14 protein-coding genes are annotated in these 18,289 nt (G+C 40.1%); 7 read left to right on the forward strand and 7 right to left on the reverse strand.

The genetic code is table 11. The features are described 5' to 3' along the window. Positions 1 to 39: 39 nt before the first annotated feature. Positions 40 to 4,077 (reverse strand): hybrid sensor histidine kinase/response regulator transcription factor, encoded by a 4,038-nt coding sequence (locus J4N25_RS04345; RefSeq protein ID WP_207420919.1) that lies wholly within the window; start codon positions 4,075 to 4,077, stop codon positions 40 to 42. Between the two features lie 182 nt (positions 4,078 to 4,259). Here J4N25_RS04345 and J4N25_RS04350 point away from each other — a divergent pair, with 182 nt between their 5' ends. Genes J4N25_RS04350 through J4N25_RS04360 form a run of 3 tightly spaced genes read left to right on the forward strand, consistent with a single transcriptional unit; the run spans position 4,260 to position 5,601 of the window. Beyond that, the gene (locus tag J4N25_RS04350) at positions 4,260 to 4,898 is read left to right on the forward strand and encodes an SCO family protein (protein WP_207420920.1); all 639 of its coding nucleotides are present in this window, start codon (positions 4,260 to 4,262) and stop codon (positions 4,896 to 4,898) included. Continuing rightward, the gene (locus tag J4N25_RS04355) at positions 4,898 to 5,323 is read left to right on the forward strand and encodes a c-type cytochrome (RefSeq protein WP_207420921.1); all 426 of its coding nucleotides are present in this window, start codon (positions 4,898 to 4,900) and stop codon (positions 5,321 to 5,323) included. The genes J4N25_RS04350 and J4N25_RS04355 overlap by 1 nt, the downstream gene beginning before the upstream one ends. Positions 5,324 to 5,328: 5 nt before the next feature. Then, entirely contained in the window at positions 5,329 to 5,601 is a 273-nt protein-coding gene (locus J4N25_RS04360) for a SemiSWEET family sugar transporter (RefSeq protein ID WP_207420922.1), read from the forward strand. A gap of 61 nt (positions 5,602 to 5,662) precedes the next feature. Here J4N25_RS04360 and J4N25_RS27085 read toward each other — a convergent pair whose 3' ends face one another. From J4N25_RS27085 to J4N25_RS04375, 3 genes are all read right to left on the reverse strand, one after another. After that, positions 5,663 to 7,498 carry a serine hydrolase domain-containing protein gene (locus J4N25_RS27085; RefSeq protein WP_207420923.1) on the reverse strand — a complete coding sequence of 612 codons (1,836 nt, stop codon included), beginning with the start codon at positions 7,496 to 7,498 and terminating at the stop codon, positions 5,663 to 5,665. Between the two features lie 252 nt (positions 7,499 to 7,750). Further along, entirely contained in the window at positions 7,751 to 9,082 is a 1,332-nt protein-coding gene (gene xylA, locus J4N25_RS04370; RefSeq protein ID WP_207420924.1) for a xylose isomerase, read from the reverse strand. A gap of 35 nt (positions 9,083 to 9,117) precedes the next feature. Continuing rightward, a complete protein-coding gene (locus J4N25_RS04375; RefSeq protein ID WP_207420925.1) occupies positions 9,118 to 10,629 on the reverse strand; it encodes a xylulokinase in 1,512 nt (503 codons plus the stop codon). 112 nt (positions 10,630 to 10,741) lie between these two features. On the opposite strand from J4N25_RS04375, the gene J4N25_RS04380 reads away from it, so the two are divergent. From J4N25_RS04380 to J4N25_RS04390, 3 genes are all read left to right on the forward strand, one after another. Further along, entirely contained in the window at positions 10,742 to 11,776 is a 1,035-nt protein-coding gene (locus tag J4N25_RS04380; protein WP_207420926.1) for a LacI family DNA-binding transcriptional regulator, read from the forward strand. A gap of 76 nt (positions 11,777 to 11,852) precedes the next feature. Beyond that, the gene (locus J4N25_RS04385) at positions 11,853 to 13,004 is read left to right on the forward strand and encodes a galactokinase (protein ID WP_207420927.1); all 1,152 of its coding nucleotides are present in this window, start codon (positions 11,853 to 11,855) and stop codon (positions 13,002 to 13,004) included. A 99-nt stretch (positions 13,005 to 13,103) separates the two neighbouring features. Continuing rightward, positions 13,104 to 13,640 (forward strand): RNA methyltransferase, encoded by a 537-nt coding sequence (locus J4N25_RS04390; RefSeq protein WP_207420928.1) that lies wholly within the window; start codon positions 13,104 to 13,106, stop codon positions 13,638 to 13,640. A gap of 48 nt (positions 13,641 to 13,688) precedes the next feature. Here the strand turns inward: J4N25_RS04390 and J4N25_RS04395 are convergent, their stop codons facing one another. Next, the gene (locus J4N25_RS04395; protein ID WP_207420929.1) at positions 13,689 to 15,524 is read right to left on the reverse strand and encodes a UbiD family decarboxylase; all 1,836 of its coding nucleotides are present in this window, start codon (positions 15,522 to 15,524) and stop codon (positions 13,689 to 13,691) included. A 354-nt stretch (positions 15,525 to 15,878) separates the two neighbouring features. Here J4N25_RS04395 and J4N25_RS04400 point away from each other — a divergent pair, with 354 nt between their 5' ends. Next, on the forward strand, positions 15,879 to 16,379 hold the full coding sequence (locus tag J4N25_RS04400; RefSeq protein WP_207420930.1) for a hypothetical protein: 501 nt from the start codon (positions 15,879 to 15,881) through the stop codon (positions 16,377 to 16,379). A 151-nt stretch (positions 16,380 to 16,530) separates the two neighbouring features. On the opposite strand, the gene J4N25_RS04405 is transcribed toward J4N25_RS04400, so the two are convergent. Together J4N25_RS04405 and J4N25_RS04410 are read right to left on the reverse strand one after the other, a co-directional pair. Further along, positions 16,531 to 17,433 carry a histone deacetylase family protein gene (locus J4N25_RS04405; protein ID WP_369410820.1) on the reverse strand — a complete coding sequence of 301 codons (903 nt, stop codon included), beginning with the start codon at positions 17,431 to 17,433 and terminating at the stop codon, positions 16,531 to 16,533. A 154-nt stretch (positions 17,434 to 17,587) separates the two neighbouring features. After that, positions 17,588 to 18,085: an FKBP-type peptidyl-prolyl cis-trans isomerase gene (locus J4N25_RS04410; protein ID WP_207420932.1), complete on the reverse strand. Its 498-nt coding sequence runs from the start codon at positions 18,083 to 18,085 to the stop codon at positions 17,588 to 17,590. Positions 18,086 to 18,289: the final 204 nt, after the last annotated feature.

Below are 18,289 nucleotides of genomic sequence, written 5' to 3' on the forward strand. Positions count from 1 at the left end.
CGAACCGGAATGGCCTTATTTTTTTGCATACTACCCGAATTAAACTTCCTTTGCCTCTTTGCTTTTATGGTCACCATAAGCAGAAGGTACTGTTCCAAATTCGGCTTTGAAGTACTTAGCAAAATATTTGGGGTTATTAAAACCGGTTTGAAAAGCTACCTCTGCAACCGTTAGCTGTGATTCTTCCAGTAATTGAGCTGCTCTCTTCAAGCGGAAACTTCTAATGAATTCAGCAGGAGCCTTACCTGTTAACGCAAGCATCTTTTTATAAAGGGCTACCCTGCTTAAATTCATGGCTGAACTTAGATCCTCAACAGAGTAATCCGCATTAGCGATGTTCTTTTCGAGTTCGGCCAGCGCCCCATTAATAAATCGTTGATCCGAGCTTTCAATTTCAATCTTAACCGGAGATGCCTGTACCTGTTTAACATACGTCTTCTTCATCGTATCCTGCTGTTGAACAAGGTTGCGGATCTTGGAAAGCAGTATTTCGAAGTTGAATGGCTTTGTCATATAATCAGTTGCTCCGGTTTCCAAGCCCTTCAACTGTTGCTCTTCCCCAGCCAATGCTGTTAGTAAAATGACAGGGATATGCATGGTACGCTTATCAGCTTTTAGCTTCATACATAGTTCTATGCCAGTCATCTCTGGCATACTAATATCAGATACGATAAGGTCAGGGTGAGAGGCAAGCGACTTTTGCCAGCCCTCTTTGCCGTTAGAGGCCTCGACAATATTAAAAAACTGCCTCAAATTATCTTTAAGATAGAACCGGAAGTCATCGTTATCTTCAACTAAGAGCACTGTTTTCCTTTTATGGTTCAATTCATGCTGTTGCCCTGGCTCAGGTTTATTCTCTGCTATTTCCTCAACACTCACCTTTTCAATTTGGCCTCTCTCGATAGCTTTAAATGAGAAGTTTATAATGAAGCAGCTCCCAATATTTTCTTCACTTTCTACCCTGATTGTTCCTCCATGAAGGTGTACGAATTCACGTGTAATAGCAAGGCCAATACCACTTCCTTGATTAACAATTGAACCGGGAGTTTCATTTTGAAAGAATCGATCGAATATCTTATCCTTCTTCTCCGGCTGAATTCCAATCCCTGTATCTATTACACGGATTTCCAACAACACCTGGTCGGCCTCTTGCTTACTGTGAATTTCCAGGCTGATCTCACCTTCATTTTGAGTGAATTTAAATGCATTAGATAAAAGGTTAAATAATATTCGCTCAATCTTATCGTGATCAAACTCGGAGTTTAGACTATCTATATCAGACTTAAACGTGAAGCGGATATGCTTCTTATCGGCTATATCGGTAAAGGAAAAAAAGGTATCCTTAATAAAATCGATCAAGTCTCCCATCCGGAGGTATAACCTTAATTCGCGTTCCTCCATTTTCCGAAAATCCAGAAGCTGGTTTACCAGGTTCAATAAACGCCGGGCATTGCGGTGGATCATTTGCAACTGATGTTTTCTTTCGGGTTCCTGAACCTCTGCAAGTATCCTTTCAACCGGTGCCAGAATTAGAGATAAAGGAGTACGGAACTCGTGACTAACATTAGTAAAGAATTTTATCTTTAGCATGTCCAGCTCATGCATGCGCCTTGCTTCCTGTCGCTCATGCTCAAGCGCAAACTTCCGCCTCAACTTTTCAATGCCCCTTTGCCGGATCATTAGAAGAGTTCCTACAGAAAAAACAAGATAGAGGAGGTACGCCAGAGGGGTTTGCCAGAAAGGCGGTTTGATGACTACATTCAACGTCTGGATCCCCTTTCCCCAGGAACCATCGTCGTTACTTGCTTTCACCTTGAATATATAGCTTCCGGGATCAAGGTTAGTATAAGTTGCCTTTCTTACCTTCCCATCAGTTATGAACCATTTTTTGTCAAAGCCCTCCAGCATATAGGCGTAATTAACCTTCTCAGGATTATTTGCACCAAGTGCAGCAAATTCTATTGCAAATACATTCTGATCATGCTTTAGAACGAGTGAATGGATTGCGTTGATGGACTTCTGAAGAATAATGTCGCCATCCACCCTCTCGTTGATTCCCACACTTTTATTAAAGAGTGAAAAGTCTGTAAAGGCCAGCTTCTGAGGTTTACGAGCCGAATGCAATTTTTCAGGAAGAAAAATATTAAAACCATTCGGCCCGCCGAATATCAATTCATTTCGGGAAGTTCGTAAAGCTGCGTTTTCATTAAAAGATCTTCCCTGTAAGCCATCCCCTTCGTCGTAATTTTTAAAAGAGAAATGGTAACTCTTCTCATTCCGTATAGTTACTTTTGATAATCCATTAGGTGTGCTTAACCAAAGGTTACTATGGGCGTCTTCCAGAATGTTTAAGATAGTGTTATCGGGAAGGCCATCAACTGTGCTCAAATTCCTGAAATAACCTAGAGCAGGGTCATAATAGTTTAATCCGTTTCTGGTACCAACCCACATTATCCCTCTGGAATCGCGTAGCAGGGAATAAACAAAGTTATTGCTAAGAGAATGGGGGTTACTCTCAGACCGGGTAAGATAGCTGAACTTTCCAGTTTTGCTGTTCAGAACGTTCACGCCGTTTGCTGTTCCTATCCACAGGTTCCCAGCTTTATCTTCAGCGAAAGCAGAGATATAAGTAGAATTTACTGAATTTCTTCTATTGGGTATAAAATGCTTAAACTTCCCTGATTTTCTATCCAGGAGATCCAGGCCTGAAGAAAGAGTGCCTATCCATAAATTACCTTTTCTGTCTTCAATTATCTCCCATACCTTATCATCCGACAAGCTTTCCGGATTTTTGCTATCGTGCCTGTAATGCTCGAAAGTTTTCCCATCAAAACGATCAAGCCCCCCGAAGTAGGTTCCGATCCAGAGGTTATCAGATCTGTCGATCCAGAGACTAACAATTACGTCGTTACTGAGACTATTGGAATTATTAGCCTGATGCCTGAATTGACGGAAGGTATTATTTGATCTGTCGAAATAGATCAGTCCTCCACCATTGGTACCAATCCATAAATTACCCTTTTTGTCTTCAGCGAATCGGTTTACATCATCGTAAGGAAGGTTAGTATTACTGAATGGCTGATGCTGATAAAGTGGAAACCTTAACGAATTTTCGTTGTAAAAGCTGATCCCCCTCTTGTAGGTTCCGGCCCAGATAAAGCCGGCGTCATCTTTGTAAATGGTCACTAAGCTATTCTGGGCAATACTCTTTTCATCTCCCTCCCTGTTTTCAAGATACCTGATGGAAAAGTCCTTTTTGCTTATTATATTAATCCCACCATGGTCGGTTCCCAGCCAAATGTCCCCTCTCCCATCCTGGAGAATCCCATTAATAATATTGCTATTTAAAGGACACTTGGGGGAACCTTTATAGAAATGCGAAGTTTTGTAACCCTGCGGATCAAGATAAAATACCCCTTGAGGATTGTCCGTTAAATATAGCCAGATGCCACCCTGTTTATCAATAAAGAACCTGTTTCTTCCTCTGGCTTCTGTTTTACGCTTATCAATAATTCTACCGCAGTAAGTATCTCTTTTCTCTATAGATCCATCTGCATAAGAGAGCCATAAATTACCTTTGCTGTCGCTATTGATAAAATTAACATTTTTTGTACCAGGGATCTTTGAAGCAACCTGTTCACCTGGAAATAAACGATAAAGCTGGTCACCAGCGATAAACCAAAAGGTTTGCTTTGAATCTTTGTAGACATAGGTTAGTGTAACCGGTAGCCGGAGTTTCTGAAAGTAACGGTCTGCTGCTCTGTCAAACGATTCGGTCTCTGAATTATAGATATTGAAGCCAGAACCTGTTTCAATAAGCATTCGCCCTTCAGGTGCCTCGTATATGGCTGTAACATATTCATCACTTAAACTAGTTTTGTTACTTTCGTCGTGCCGGAAGACCTTAAAGCGGTAGCCATCATAGCGGTTAAGTCCGGCCAATGTTCCTACCCACAGGAACCCCTGGCTGTCTTTATAAATCGTATTCACCTGATTATGTGACAGGCCGTTACTGTTATTAAGGTGCGAAAACGAATACAGCTTTCCTTGTCCCCGCAAAGAAAACTGTACAAACATCAGAAACAGAGACAATAACGAGGCGATGCGGAAGATATACATGAATTGCAGAAGGAAAATTGGTTAATACAAGTATAGCTAAAATAGCTAATCAATTAGAAGGAAATGAAATTTGTAATTTGAGCTTTTCTTGTGAAGGGACGATGCAACAAGTACCTTTGCAGATCAAAAAATTGTCTTTAATGCGAAACTCACTTCTTATTATACCCTTTATAATCCTACTAGTTGCCTGCCAAAAAGGATCAGATAGAAAGCTTCCTATTCTTGGAAACCGTGAAGCTGTTGAAAAAACAGTTGATGGTAAAACGATTGTTGACACAGTTTATCAAACAATACCACATTTCAGTTTCCTTAATCAGGACAGTGTTGCCCTAACAGATAAAGATTTTGACGGAAAGATCTATGTTGCAGATTTCTTTTTCACCTCCTGCCCTTCTATTTGCCCGGTTATGCATCGCAATATGCTGAAAGTATATGAGGAGTTCAAAGGCAACAATGAAGTGGGCCTGTTGTCGCACACCATTGACTACAAATATGATACACCATCAAAGCTTAGGGCATATGCGGAAAAACTTGGCATTTATGGCAAGCAATGGCAGTTTGCCTGGGCAGAACGCGACCTTCTGTATCCCCTTGCTGAGAAGAATTACCTCGTAGCAGTGAACCAGGACAAAAACGCTCCGGGAGGTTATGTTCACCAGGGCTGGTTTATCCTTGTAGATAAGGAAAAGCGCTTGCGTGGAGCTTATGATGGCACAAAGCCAGACCAGGTAGAGCAAATGATCAGAGACATGCACATCCTGCTTGAGGAATATAAATAATGCGATTAAAAATTTTACTGATTGTATTAACCATCTCTTCTTTTATCGTTCTTGACGCGTGCCAGAGTCAGGACCAATTAAGCTATGCGCGGTATTACACAAACGGGAAAATGCTTTACGACCAGCATTGTCAGAACTGTCATAACGCTAATGGAACTGGGCTGGGTAAACTTATTCCTCCACTAACTGATACGGTTTTTCTGAAGAATAATAAGTCGCTTTTAGCATGCATTATCAAACATGGGCTAAACGATTCAATTACGGTTAATAATACTGTCTTTCATGAGCAAATGCCGGGGAATCACGAGCTTAGCGACATTGATGTAGCTCAAATTGTTACCTATATAACTAATTCTTTTGGAAACAAGCAAGGCTTTTACAATGTTTCTAATGCCGGCAATGACCTGAAGAACTGCCGGGATTAGAAATTATGAGTAACGAAGTTATTGGCATTATTGCCGGGGTTCTAACGTCTGCATCAATGCTGCCTCAATTGATAAAAACAATAAAAAAGAAGGAGGCGTCTGATCTATCGGCGTATATTTTCATCATGTTGATTGTTGGGACAGGCCTTTGGGCGTATTACGGAGTTTTAAAGAATGACATTCCGATCATTGCAACTAACCTCTTTTCAGTAGTTCTTAATGGAATAGGGCTTTTCCTTAAGTTCAAATATTCGCCAAGAGAAGAGGTTTTTTCCTAGTATTAGAAATATACAACAATGGCTGCTTATTAAAAGCGGCCATTGTTGTTTTTATATTTTCTTATCTGGAACTTGCCACCCCGGCAAGGTCCGTTTTCCCACTTTCTATTGCCTCGTATATTACGTCCTGAATTCTCGGACGAATTCTCAGACTGTTTAGTTTATTGCTTGCGCTTGGGTAAACCCTGTTAGACAAGAAAATATAAATTAAGTTCTCTTTCGGGTCAACCCAAACACAGGTGCCTGTATAGCCCGTGTGCCCATAGGTTTGGTTGGAAGCGTAATGACAAGGGTAACTTCCTCCGCTCGACCGGTCAAATCCTAATCCTCTTCTGCTTACGTTAGACTGACTTGAGGTGAAAAGACGAATTGTCTCTGGTTTCAGAAACTGTTCCCCGCCATAGGTTCCGCCATTCAATAGCATTTGATTCAATATAGCAAGGTCATTTGCACTGGCAAATAGCCCAGCGTGCCCTGATACACCATTTGCCAAAGAAGCACCTGAATCATGGACATGCCCCTGTAATAAGGTTCTTCGGAAGTACGTATCTCTTTCTGTTGGAACTATTAGATCTTTGCTAAATCTCCTAAGGGGTAAATAGCCAGCAGTTTTCATCCCCAGTGGCTTATAAAAGCTATACTCAACAAATTTATCAAGAGAAGTGCCTGATTGATGCTCTATAACCTCTTTCATCATGAACATACTCAGGTCACTATAAACGTACTGTCCTCTCGTAGGAAGTGATGTACGGATCATCTTTGGCCACATTACATCCTTGTAAAAGTCTCTCCGCAAGAAGTAATTGTCGGTGATCTTTACGGGAAAAAAGAAAGATGAGTCTGTACTGTGATCACTTGGCTTTACATAGCTTAAAAAATCAAGATTAACCAGACCTGCCTGATGTAGCAAAACATCGCGAACAGGAATAAAATCCTTATTTGTTCCTCTTAGATCCTGAAGGTAAGTACCTAGTCCGGCATTCAAGTTTATCTTCTCTTCATCAAACAGCTTCATAGTTGCAACTGTGGTGGAAGCTATTTTAGTTACCGAGGCAAGGTCAAAAATATCCCTGCTACGCGTTGGCAGATCATCTCCATATGTATGGTGACCATAGGCCTTCTCAAAAACCACATTACCGTCTTTCACAACCATAACGACCGCACCAGGAGTTGCATGCTCAGTAATGGCCTCATTCATTATGTTGTCGATCTTTTTAAGCTTTGAAATATTTATACCGAAGTAGCCGGGGTTAAGGTAACTAAGTCTTATCTTCTGAGTACTAAAGCCTGAACCGGCAACAAAATTAGCACTGATATTTGCAGGTAATTTGGCAGAAACAGCTTCTCCCCCGAAAATGATTTGAGCAGAATGTTGTGCAGCAATTGGAGTTTGTTCAGGATTCCAGACAATTGGGATGGTGAAACTATCAAATTTCTGAAGGGCAGCCGAAGGACCAAAACCCGCAATGATTAACTCTTTTTTCTTAGATAGCTCGGTAATGAAACTGATAACATCAGATGATAAAAGTGCAGCAGAAGAAACATTAACGATTATAGTTGTATACGTATTTATCTCGTTATTTATGTTTGCCGGGTAGTCAAAGATTTTTACTTCTGCATAATTGCTTAGCATTTCATCGAAAGCATATCCGCTAGTATTTCCAATATTAATAGATGCAATCCTTTTTCCGGCAAGATTTTTGAGTGGAATTGCGGAGATTTGATTATTAAGTAGAACCGGGCTTTGAAGAAGTTCTCTGCTATTTTCCAAAGCTTTGAATATTTCTTTAGTAGGAACCGAATGACCAAACCCGCCGATAAGTACTATCGATAAAAGAAAAGCAATTTTCAAGGCATTGCTTAAACCTGTTTTTTTAAATAAGAAATTCCTTTTCACGTTACCCTAAACAGATGTTAACTCTTTTACGAACAGACTCTTTTGAAGTTACAAACGTCCGAAATTTAAATATATTGGATTCAATCAAAATTTAAAGGGATCGTTGAAAGCTTTGGAAAGAATAGCGCGAAAGATTAGACATAAGCTTTAGGCAAAAAAAAACGCCCAGGATTTCTCCCGGACGTACTCGACATATTAATATTTCAAGGTAAATACTTTACTAAGACAAGTGTTAAAGCCCGGCCCTAGAAATTATATAAATCTATTGATGATATTTTCAAGGTACTCCTGTTTTCCACTTCTGGTTTCAGGCTCGCCATTTTCAACAGCATAAGCTCTTAAATCTTCCAGCGTCAGTTTACCTTCTTCAAACTCCTTACCTTTTCCAGAATCAAAAGACGCGTAGCGCTCCTGGCGGAATTTCTTGTAATCAGATTTTTGAAGAATGTTATCAGCAGTGATTAAAGCGCGGGCGAAAGTGTCCATACCACCGATATGAGCGATGAACAAATCATCTGTATCTGTAGAGTTTCTTCTGATCTTCGCGTCAAAGTTAACACCACCTCCTTGTAAACCACCAGCTTCAAGGAAGATTAGCATTGCTTCTGTTAATTCATTGATATTGTTCGGGAACTGATCTGTGTCCCAGCCATTTTGATAATCACCACGGTTTGCATCAACAGAGCCTAATACTCCTGCATCTGCTGCTACCTGTAATTCATGTTGGAATGTATGGCCTGCAAGAGTTGCATGGTTCACCTCGATATTGATCTTAAAGTCGTTCAATAAGTCGTGCTCGCGTAAGAAACCGATTACAGTTTCGCAGTCGAAATCATATTGGTGTTTAGACGGTTCAGCAGGTTTTGGTTCGATAAAGAAATTACCAGTGAAACCGTTTTTACGAGCATAATCTTTAGCTGTATGTAAGAAACGTGCAAAGTGTTCTTTCTCGCGTTTCATATCGGTATTCAATAGACTCATATAGCCTTCACGACCACCCCAGAACACATAATTCTCACCACCTAAAGCGATAGTTGCATCCAAGGCTGCTTTTACCTGTGCTGCGCCATGTGTCAATACATGAAAATCAGGATTAGTAGAAGCACCGTTCATGTATCTTTTATGAGAGAAAAGGTTAGCAGTTCCCCATAAAAGTTTAATTCCTGTCTCTGCCTGCTTCTCTTTTGCATAATCGACGATAGCTTGTAAACGTCTTTCATTTTCCGCGATGTCATTACCGTAATCTACAAGATCTACATCATGGAAACAGTAATAAGGAAGGTTCAACTTAGTAAGGAATTCGAAGGCTGCATCCATCTTATCTTTTGCACGCTCAACTGCGTCAGACTTTTGATCCCATGGAAAAATATGTGTAGGACCTCCAAACGGATCAGAACCATTTCCGCAGAATGAATGCCAGTAAGCACCTGCGAATTTAAAATGCTCTTTTAATGTTTTCCCTGCAACAACCCTGTTCTCGTCGTACCAACGAAAAGCTAATGGGTTATCAGACTCAAGGCCTTCAAATTTGATCTGGCCAATTCCTTTAAAATACTCTGTTCCTACAGATGAACTAATTGACATGGTATTAAAATTTTTTATTATTTAACGATTTATAATTACAGAGCTACCTCTTCAGCTATTGAAACTGTAGTCCCTAACTGGTTCTCTAACTGTTTTTTCCAATCCTGATATACCTGGTTGTATTCCTCCGCTTTTGTCGGTTGAATAAGATCAAGAGGTTTCATGTTGCTAAAAGCTTCTTCTTCAGAGCTAAAAATGCCCGCACCTATTCCTGCACCAAGGGCTGCTCCTGCGCTACCATCGTTGGCATAAAATTCAACAGGAACGTTTGTAGCATTAACGAATGCCTCTGTGAATACTGAACTTAAGAAAAGGTTAGCTTTTCCAACCCTGATCACTTTTGGATCCATTCCATTCTCACGCATGATATCAAGACCATAACGAAAGGCGAATGCAATCCCCTCCTGCACTGCGCGGAAGATATGGGCATTTGTATGGATATTCAGGTCTATATTACTAAAATGGGCTCCTACGATCCTATTATTTAGCATACGCTCAGCTCCATTTCCAAAAGGCAATACTCTTAATCCTTTGCTTCCTATTTCAATACCTGAGGCTTTGGTATTCATTTCACTATATGAAATGCCGCTGCCAATCAGGTCTTTGATCCACCGATTCAAGATACCTGTCCCGTTTATACATAAGAGAATGCCGAGGTGGCGTTCCTTAGTTGTATGATTAACATGTGCGAAGGTATTTACGCGTGACTGCGGATCGTAAGCCAAAGTATCACTTACACCGTAGATCACTCCTGAAGTGCCCGCTGTTGCAGCTACTTCACCAGGCTTTAATACATTTAATGATAAGGCATTATTGGGCTGATCGCCTGCTTTGTAAGCCACAGGAATTCCCGGCCTAAGCGAAAGTGCTTTCGCTACCTCATCAGAAACTTCTCCGTGGTTCGCGAATACGTTTTTTACTTCGGGAATAATACTATCAGCAAAACCGAAATAAGAGATAACATCCTTGGATATCTCTTCGTTCTTAAAATCCCAGAAAATACCTTCAGATAAGGCAGATTCGCTTGTAGTTACCTTCCCGGTTAGTTTCATTGCGATAAAATCACCGGGAAGCATCACTTTGTCGATCTTTGAGAAAACCTCCGGCTCGTTAGTTTTAACCCAGGCTAGTTTGGATGCCGTAAAGTTACCGGGGGAATTTAAAAGATGAGATAGACTTTTCTCCTCGCCTATTGCATCAAAAGCTTTCTTGCCTATTTCAACAGCCCGGCTATCGCACCAGATTATTGAATCCCTTAGAACGTTTTGGTCATTATCAACAATAACTAAACCATGCATCTGATAAGCGATTCCAATTGCTTCGATCTCCTGAGGATTATATAGTCCGGAAGAATTTGCTTTTGTAATTGCTTGCCGGACATGCTCCCACCACATATCAGGCGATTGCTCGGCCCAACCTGGGTGAACCGATTTTATCTCCGATTCTGTCTCAGGAAATTGGGCAGAAGTGATGATTTCCTGTGTTGCCGACTTAACTATTGATACCTTGATGGAGGACGTACCTACATCTATGCCTAAAAGATACATTTTATAACTGGTTGCTTAATTGCCAACGTTGGCATAAAGGTATATGTTAATAATTCAAACGCAAAATATTTTTATAAATAATTCGCATTTTTGAAAAATAAACCAGAGGAATTTGAAAAGGGTAACCATACTTGATATAGCCAAAGAGCTGAACATTACATTCTCGACAGTTGCAAGGGCCTTAAATGACCACCCCGCTATCAGCGATGCTACAAAAAAGGCTGTGCGAGAAACGGCTGAACGGCTAAATTATAGACAGAATAAGATCGCCTCATCCCTGCGATCTGGGCGGAGTAATGTTATAGGAGTTATCGTACCCAGTCTTCATGTCAGCTTTTTCAGCTCTGTTGTTCATGGTATTGAAAAAGTGATGAATGCAAACGGATATGCGATCCTACTTTACCAAACAAATGAATCAGAAAAACAGCAAGCTAAAGGTATTGATACCTTTCTGCAATCCCGTGTTGATGGAATTATCGCTTCCATTTCGCTCGATACCCAAGATGATTCTTCTTTTCAGGAAATTATTAAGAGGAACATTCCTTTAATATTCTTTGACAGGTCTTTCGAAGATCTGAATGTCTCTTCAGTAACTATTGACGATTATAAAGGAGGATTCATTGCTACTGAGCATTTGATCAAACAAGGCTATAAAAAGATCCTACATATTACAGCTGAGCAGAATATCTCCATCTTTAAGGAACGTTTGCGCGGCTATATTGATGCTTTGGAGTATTATAACCTACCCGTAAACGAAGACCTAATCATTAAAGGTAATTTCTCGCTGGATTTTGGCAAGGACGTAGTGAAAGACATGAAACAAAAACATGTTGAATACGATGCTGTTTTCGCTTTGGAAGATTATACCGCAGCGGGCGTAATCCAGCAATTAATGGAATATAAAGTTCGGGTACCCGAAGAGGTCGGTGTGATAGGCTTTGCTAATGAAGCTTTTGGGAGCCTGGTAACCCCACGGCTTTCCACAATTGACCAGCAGACAGTAAGAATGGGAGAAGAAGCTGCTAAACTTTTCCTGGAACTGAATAAGAAAGATAAAAACAACACTGAGAACATCCGTAAGAAAATAGTTTTAGACCCGGTTTTACTTATCCGGTCTTCATCAGACAGAGAATTTAAAAAAACGTAGCAAAGTGTAAAAAATACACCATAAAAAATATCGAAAAAAACTTAGGATTATTACCTTTGGGCTCATTTCAAACGACATGTTAGACAACCTGAAAAAACAATTTGCTGAACTTTTCGGACAAGAGAATCAAAACATTTTTTTTGCTCCGGGAAGAGTTAACCTGATCGGCGAACATATTGATTATAACGGAGGTCTGGTTCTTCCCAGCGCCGTAACTTTCGGAACTTATTTACTAACTGCCCCTAACAAAGATGGCCTTTTCCGTTTCAGAAGTACCAATTTCCCTGAGCAACTGGATATTCCTGTTCAGGAAGCCTACAAAAAAGATGGCAAAGAATGGTTTTATTATCCCCTCGGAGTAATCCATCACCTATTAAAGGAGGGTAAAAAGGTTGAGGGACTTGATCTTCTATTTTTTGGAAATCTTCCTATCGGATCAGGTTTATCGTCTTCAGCATCTGTCGAAGTTGTTATGGCTTATGCTTTAAATGAGTTGTTTAACGGAGGACTTTCAAGATTAGATATCGTAAAACTTACTAAAAAGGTTGAGAACGAATTCATTGGTGTAAATTCGGGCATCATGGACCAATTTGCAGTTACTTTTGGAGAAAAAGGAAAAGCAATTAAGCTAAATTGTGAAACCCTGGATTATCAGATCGTTGACTGTAACCTTGGTGATCATTACTTGGCTATTATTAATACTAATAAGCCCCGTAAGCTTGCCGAATCGAAATATAATGAGCGTGTTGGTGAATGTGCTACTGCATTAAAAGCCTTACAACAGAAACTGGTAGTGAATAACCTGTGTGATATTGACTCTGAAACTTTCCATGCAAATAAAGCGCTGATCACTGACGGAGTTGTGCTTAGAAGAGCACAACATGTGGTTGAAGAGAATGAGCGGGTTTACCTGGCGGCAAAAGCATTGGCTGAAAATCGTCTGGACGACTTCGGACAATTGATGTACGCATCTCACGATTCCTTGAAGAACCTTTACGAGGTTTCAGGTATTGAATTAGATACTATCGTTGAATTCTGCTTAAACTATCCGGAAGTTACTGGAGCCCGCATGACCGGTGCCGGTTTCGGCGGATGTGCAATTGCTCTTGTAAAGAAGAATGCCTTTGAAGACTTCAGTGAAAAAATAGCCAGCTATTATACTGAAAAGATTGGTTATGCGCCCTCTGTCTACAGCTCTGAAATCGGTACAGGGGTGAGCGAGCTGTAATAAATGTCATAATATTTACTGAGGTTATCTTAAGCCATAGCGTAACGCTTATATTTAAGATAACCTCTTTTCTTTTTCTCTTAATTGAATATTCTCCCCATGCGGAAGTTAAAACTTGATGAATTAAACCGGGTAAGCGTTGAAGACTTTAAAAAACAGGAAAAGCTGCCGGTTACAGTTATTCTTGACAGTGTCAGAAGTCTCCATAATGTTGGTTCGATTTTCAGAACTTCCGATGGCTTTGCTGTAGAGAGAATTATTCTTTGTGGGATCACAGGGCAGCCACCACACCGAGAAATCGAAAAGACGGCTCTAGGTGCAACACAATCCATCGACTGGTATTACTATGAAGATATAACTGAAGCGATAAAAGAACTAAAAGAGAACGGCTATAAAATAGTGGCTATTGAACAGGCTGAAAACAGTACAAACTTAAATACCTTCAAGCCGTCAGATAAAGAGAGATATGCGTTGATCTTTGGAAATGAAGTGAATGGTGTTTCTGATGAAGCGATGAAACTAATAGATGCTTGTATAGAAATTCCTCAGTTTGGCACAAAGCATTCCTTTAACATCGTTGTTTCAGCAGGGATTGTACTGTGGGACTTCTTTGCTAAGTTAAACTTAAACTATTAAAAGGAATATGAGCTAAAAGGCAGAAGAAACCTCTAGCTCATATAAACTCTATATTATTCCATGAAGGGAAGCACCTTTTAAACCAAGCCGGTCCACGCGTCTTTCAATTGCTGGATCTGGTATTAGTTCAGGAGCATGATGAGGCTTTTTCCGTGCATCAATAATTACTGGTCCTCTGCATCCCCAGTGTTTATGCTCAATGAAGCTATCGATGCCAAAAATATCATGAGATGGATTACTTCTTGTGAATGTAATCCATACGAGATTATTAATGTTGTCTGCTGTAAAACCAGCATCATCACATAGAACAATAAGAGCTATTCCTCCCAAATCCTGTCCCCTGAAGCCCTCATTAAGTATAGATACTTGTTCTGCTGTTTCTCTCTCACCAACATAGACAGGAGACTCAACTGCCAGAACTCCCGGAATAGCAAGTTTACAATTAGTAAAAGGACGGGGACTCGAAAAACCCGGAGGCAATTCCTGCCAGAGATTTCTTTTCTTTTCTCCTGCAGCAGCGAAAACAACTTTAGAGCCGCTATTCAGATCTCCACCGCTATAATCGAGCGTATCGATGGTGGTTTTAGTATGAAAATGAAGATCCCGTGTAAAATCCATCCGCTCGAGCATGTGCATCATGAACTTTGCAATATCGTGAGTATGTAAATCAGGATTATCCTCTTTTGCAGATATAAACAGGTACTTAGCAAGGCTTAACTGATTCTTTCCCAAGATGTGATTCGATATCGTCAGGATCTCCTGCGGCTTTCTCTCTTTAAGATATGGTGTGTAACGTTCGCTCCCTATTGCAAATAATAACGGATGTACCCCAGCAGCATCAACCGCGTTCACTTCATGCAGGCCGTGAATTTCTTTAGGAAGTGCAGATCCGGATATTTCGTGGATTAAAGCGCCAAAGCTGGTGTCTTCCTGGGGTGGCCTGCCAACTACGGTAAATGACCAGATAGGATCCTTCCGATGGTAAACCTTATGCACTTTCATTAGGGGAAACGGATGAACAAGACTATAATAACCCAGATGATCTCCGAAAGGACCTTCGGGCTTATTCTCTTGCGGATAGACAGTTCCGGTAATTACAAAATCAGCATCAGCTGAAATACAAAAACCCTCATCATCGTAAAAATATCTGAACCTTCTGTTACCTAAGGCTCCTGCGAATGTCATTTCAGACAAGCCTTCCGGAAGAGGCATAACCGCTGCGAGAGGATGGGCTGGAGGACCGCCTACAAAAATGCTCACTTTAAGTGGTTGACCTTTAGCGTTGGCTTTGGTCTGGTGAACCCCTATTCCCCTGTGAAGCTGATAGTGCAGCCCTATTTCACTATCTTGTACATAATCATTGCCACCCAGCTGGATCCGATACATGCCTAGATTAGCGTTCATTATCCCAGGCTTCTCGATATCCTCCGTATAAACCTGTGGCATGGTGACGAAAGGTCCTCCATCCATCGGCCAATTTACAATTTGAGGTAGTTCGGACACTTTAGTTTGTCCATATGTAACAGGAGCTGTTCGCACCTTTGCTGGCAACGCTGAAAATGCGGTATAACCGACGTTAACATATTTGAAAGGATTTTTTGCTGCTTTTACCGGATCGGATTTTAAGTCTACAAGAACTTTAATCTTCTCCAATGTATCTCGGAACAGGAATTTCGACCTATCGAGCGTACCGAACAAATTAGACACAGCCGGAAACCTGGATCCTTTTATATTCTCAAAAAATAGGGCTGGGCCCTGCTTTTCATAAACCCTTAAATGAATGGCAGCCATTTCTAAATGTGGGTCCACTTCTTCCTTAATTCGTACGAGAAGTTTGTTCCGCTCCAGATCTGCTACACATTCCTGTAAACTCTTATATCCCATTTATAAATATTAAAATTTATATATTAATAATAGCCAAAGGTATTGAATTGTAAGTACTTGAATCTCTAGAAATTCAATAGCAACAAAGAGAATAAATTAAAAAAAGGCTACGTTAATTGAAATTAAAATAATAATTCGAGATATTTTATATTAAAATTATAAATCATCGCATAGCTTGTTGATATAAACACAAACAACGTTATTAAACTTTTAATGAAAGCCCTTTGAGCGCCATTCTTTTTTAAGAATTCAAAAAAAAGACGTATAAAATATTAAACTTTCATAAAAGTTATTTTTTATTTAACGATTTATCATTTTACTTGTACTTTTGTTATGTAATTAATACACAAGATTATGAAACACTTACTATACGCAACTCTACTTACTATCTTTTCGGTAGCGGGTTTTGCTGCCGAAAACATTGACAAAAAGGACGATTCTAAAAATATTTCATACAACGCAAAAAGACAGCTGGAAGCAGAATTCGCTGGAGCTAAAGACGTTACGTGGACCGCAAACACAGATTACCAAAAAGCTTCGTTCAGTTTTGAAGGTAAAAAGATTACTGCGCTGTTTGACATTCAGGGAAACTATCTTGGAGCAACCCAAGTGGTAGCTTTTGAAGAGCTTCCAGCTGAAGCTAAAAAGAGCATAGAAAAATATTATAAAGGATTTGCTTTTTCAGGAGCATTAAAAGTAGTAGCAAGACCATCTAATGACTATCAAAGCAATGATGTTGGTACATACTGGATTGACCTTGCAAAGGATTCTAAAGAAGTTTATTTGAACTACACTTCATCAACAGGATTATCTTTCTACAAAAATGTTGAAAGCGCTGCTTCAGCAAAAAATTAAGCAAAAGATTTTAGTTTTAGATTTAGTTTTTAATAGTTCTACCTACAAATAGCCAGCAAAGCATTGCTGGCTATTTTTTTGATTTTATAATTATATAAACCCTAAAATCTGCAGACGAATTAAAACGACCTTTAATTTGGATTGAGTTGTATTAAAAGTACATGTCGGCGGCAATTCTGTAGGTATTGCAATGGGCATCTACAATGTCCTGGATCCGGCTTGAATAACCTCCTCCCATACTTACCTGTACAGGCACATCACTAGCCCTGCAAAGTTCGAAAACCTTTCTATCTCTTAATTTGCAACCTTCCTTACTTAAACTTAGGTGTCCGAGCTTATCTGTTGCTAAAACATCTACTCCCGAAAGGTAAAATACGAAGTCGGGCGCGAAATCCCGAAATAAATCTTGTAAGGTTCTATCCAGAAGGCTTAAATAAGCTTCATCGCCAATTCCGTTTTCAAGACCGATATCCAAATCTGACCTTTCTTTGCGGAACGGGAAATTTTTCTCAGCGTGGATAGACAAGGTAAAAACTTCTGGAGTATTATAAAATATTTCGGCTGTTCCGTTTCCCTGATGAACGTCGAGATCGATTATTAGAATTTTGGAAGCCAATTTTTTTTCCAGCAGATAATTTGCAGCAATGGCCTGATCATTTAGCAGACAAAAACCTTCACACCAATTCGAACCAGCATGATGCGTGCCACCCGCAACGTTGAATGCTACGCCATTTCTCATAGCATAATGGCAACCTTCAATTGTCCCTTGAGCAATTATCGTCTCTCTGGTCACTAATTGCTCAGTTAAAGGAAATCCAGATCTTCTTATCTCCTGGGGCAATAATTTTAAATCCCTGAGGCGCTCCCAGTAATCCTTTTCGTGAGTTAAAAGGATTATGTCTTCTTGAACCCTCCCTGGTGAAAACAAGTTATCCTGAGAGATGACACCCTCATAGAGAAGTTGTTCGGGAATAAGCTCATATTTGAGCATTGGAAATCGGTGTCCTGGCGGCAGGGGCAGAACGTAGTTTGAATTGTAAGCTATCTTTAACACAATAAATTATTGCCTAAATATAGGTAACACAAAACAGGGCAACTAAAAGTACCTGAATAAGTATTGAAAACACCAGGCCTCATAAAGGCAAATTATACTTCATAAAAAACGCCGTCTATTAAAGACAGCGTTTCTCTATTTGAGTATGTTTTTATTAATGTCCGGAGTGCCCGTCTACGCCATGTGCGTGACCATGAGATAACTCTTCTTCAGTAGCTTCACGAACATTTAAAATCTGTCCCTTGAAGTGAAGGTCCTGACCAGCCATTGGATGGTTTAAGTCAACAGTAACAGCAGCATCAGAAACGTTTGTTACACGTGCACGGAAATGGTTCCCCTGATTATCTTGCAAAGGTAAAACTGAATCCACCTGCGGCAAATCCATTCCCTGGAACATCTCAACTCCTAATTCTGCAACTGCATTATCATCTCTTTCACCGTAGGCATCACCAGCAGCAAGATGAAAATCATAGGAATCTCCTGACGAAAGGCCATTTAAGTTTTCTTCAAACTTTGGTAACATCATACCAACGCCATAAAGAAATACTAATGGTTGTTCTTCAGTAGCCTTCTCAACGAATACCTCCTGACCATCTTGATTAGTGTACAAATCGTACGTAAGCGCCACTACGCTATTTGGCTGAATTTTCATATTATATTTGTATAAATGTTGCCGGAAATCCTATTAAAAACTTCCAGCCTTTTAACTTATTAACCTTTACCTGTACTGAAGGGTAACGGGCAAATTGCGGTTCTGTTTTACAAAAAATTAATGTCTACCCGCAGGGGGGATAGCAATCGCGGTAAAGGTGAGTAAAAAAGTTCAAAATTTAAACCTGCACGCTAAGAATATTAA

It is taken from the genome of Desertivirga brevis (genome assembly GCF_017355835.1).

Coding starts and splice junctions, on each gene's coding strand:
- J4N25_RS04345 (WP_207420919.1), bottom strand. CDS start 4,077: ATGTTTGTACAGTTTTCTTTGCGGGGACAAGGAAAGCTGTATTCGTTT.
- J4N25_RS04350 (WP_207420920.1), top strand. CDS start 4,260: ATGCGAAACTCACTTCTTATTATACCCTTTATAATCCTACTAGTTGCC.
- J4N25_RS04355 (WP_207420921.1), top strand. CDS start 4,898: ATGCGATTAAAAATTTTACTGATTGTATTAACCATCTCTTCTTTTATC.
- J4N25_RS04360 (WP_207420922.1), top strand. CDS start 5,329: ATGAGTAACGAAGTTATTGGCATTATTGCCGGGGTTCTAACGTCTGCA.
- xylA (WP_207420924.1), bottom strand. CDS start 9,082: ATGTCAATTAGTTCATCTGTAGGAACAGAGTATTTTAAAGGAATTGGC.
- J4N25_RS04375 (WP_207420925.1), bottom strand. CDS start 10,629: ATGTATCTTTTAGGCATAGATGTAGGTACGTCCTCCATCAAGGTATCA.
- J4N25_RS04385 (WP_207420927.1), top strand. CDS start 11,853: ATGTTAGACAACCTGAAAAAACAATTTGCTGAACTTTTCGGACAAGAG.
- J4N25_RS04390 (WP_207420928.1), top strand. CDS start 13,104: ATGCGGAAGTTAAAACTTGATGAATTAAACCGGGTAAGCGTTGAAGAC.
- J4N25_RS04395 (WP_207420929.1), bottom strand. CDS start 15,524: ATGGGATATAAGAGTTTACAGGAATGTGTAGCAGATCTGGAGCGGAAC.
- J4N25_RS04400 (WP_207420930.1), top strand. CDS start 15,879: ATGAAACACTTACTATACGCAACTCTACTTACTATCTTTTCGGTAGCG.
- J4N25_RS04410 (WP_207420932.1), bottom strand. CDS start 18,085: ATGAAAATTCAGCCAAATAGCGTAGTGGCGCTTACGTACGATTTGTAC.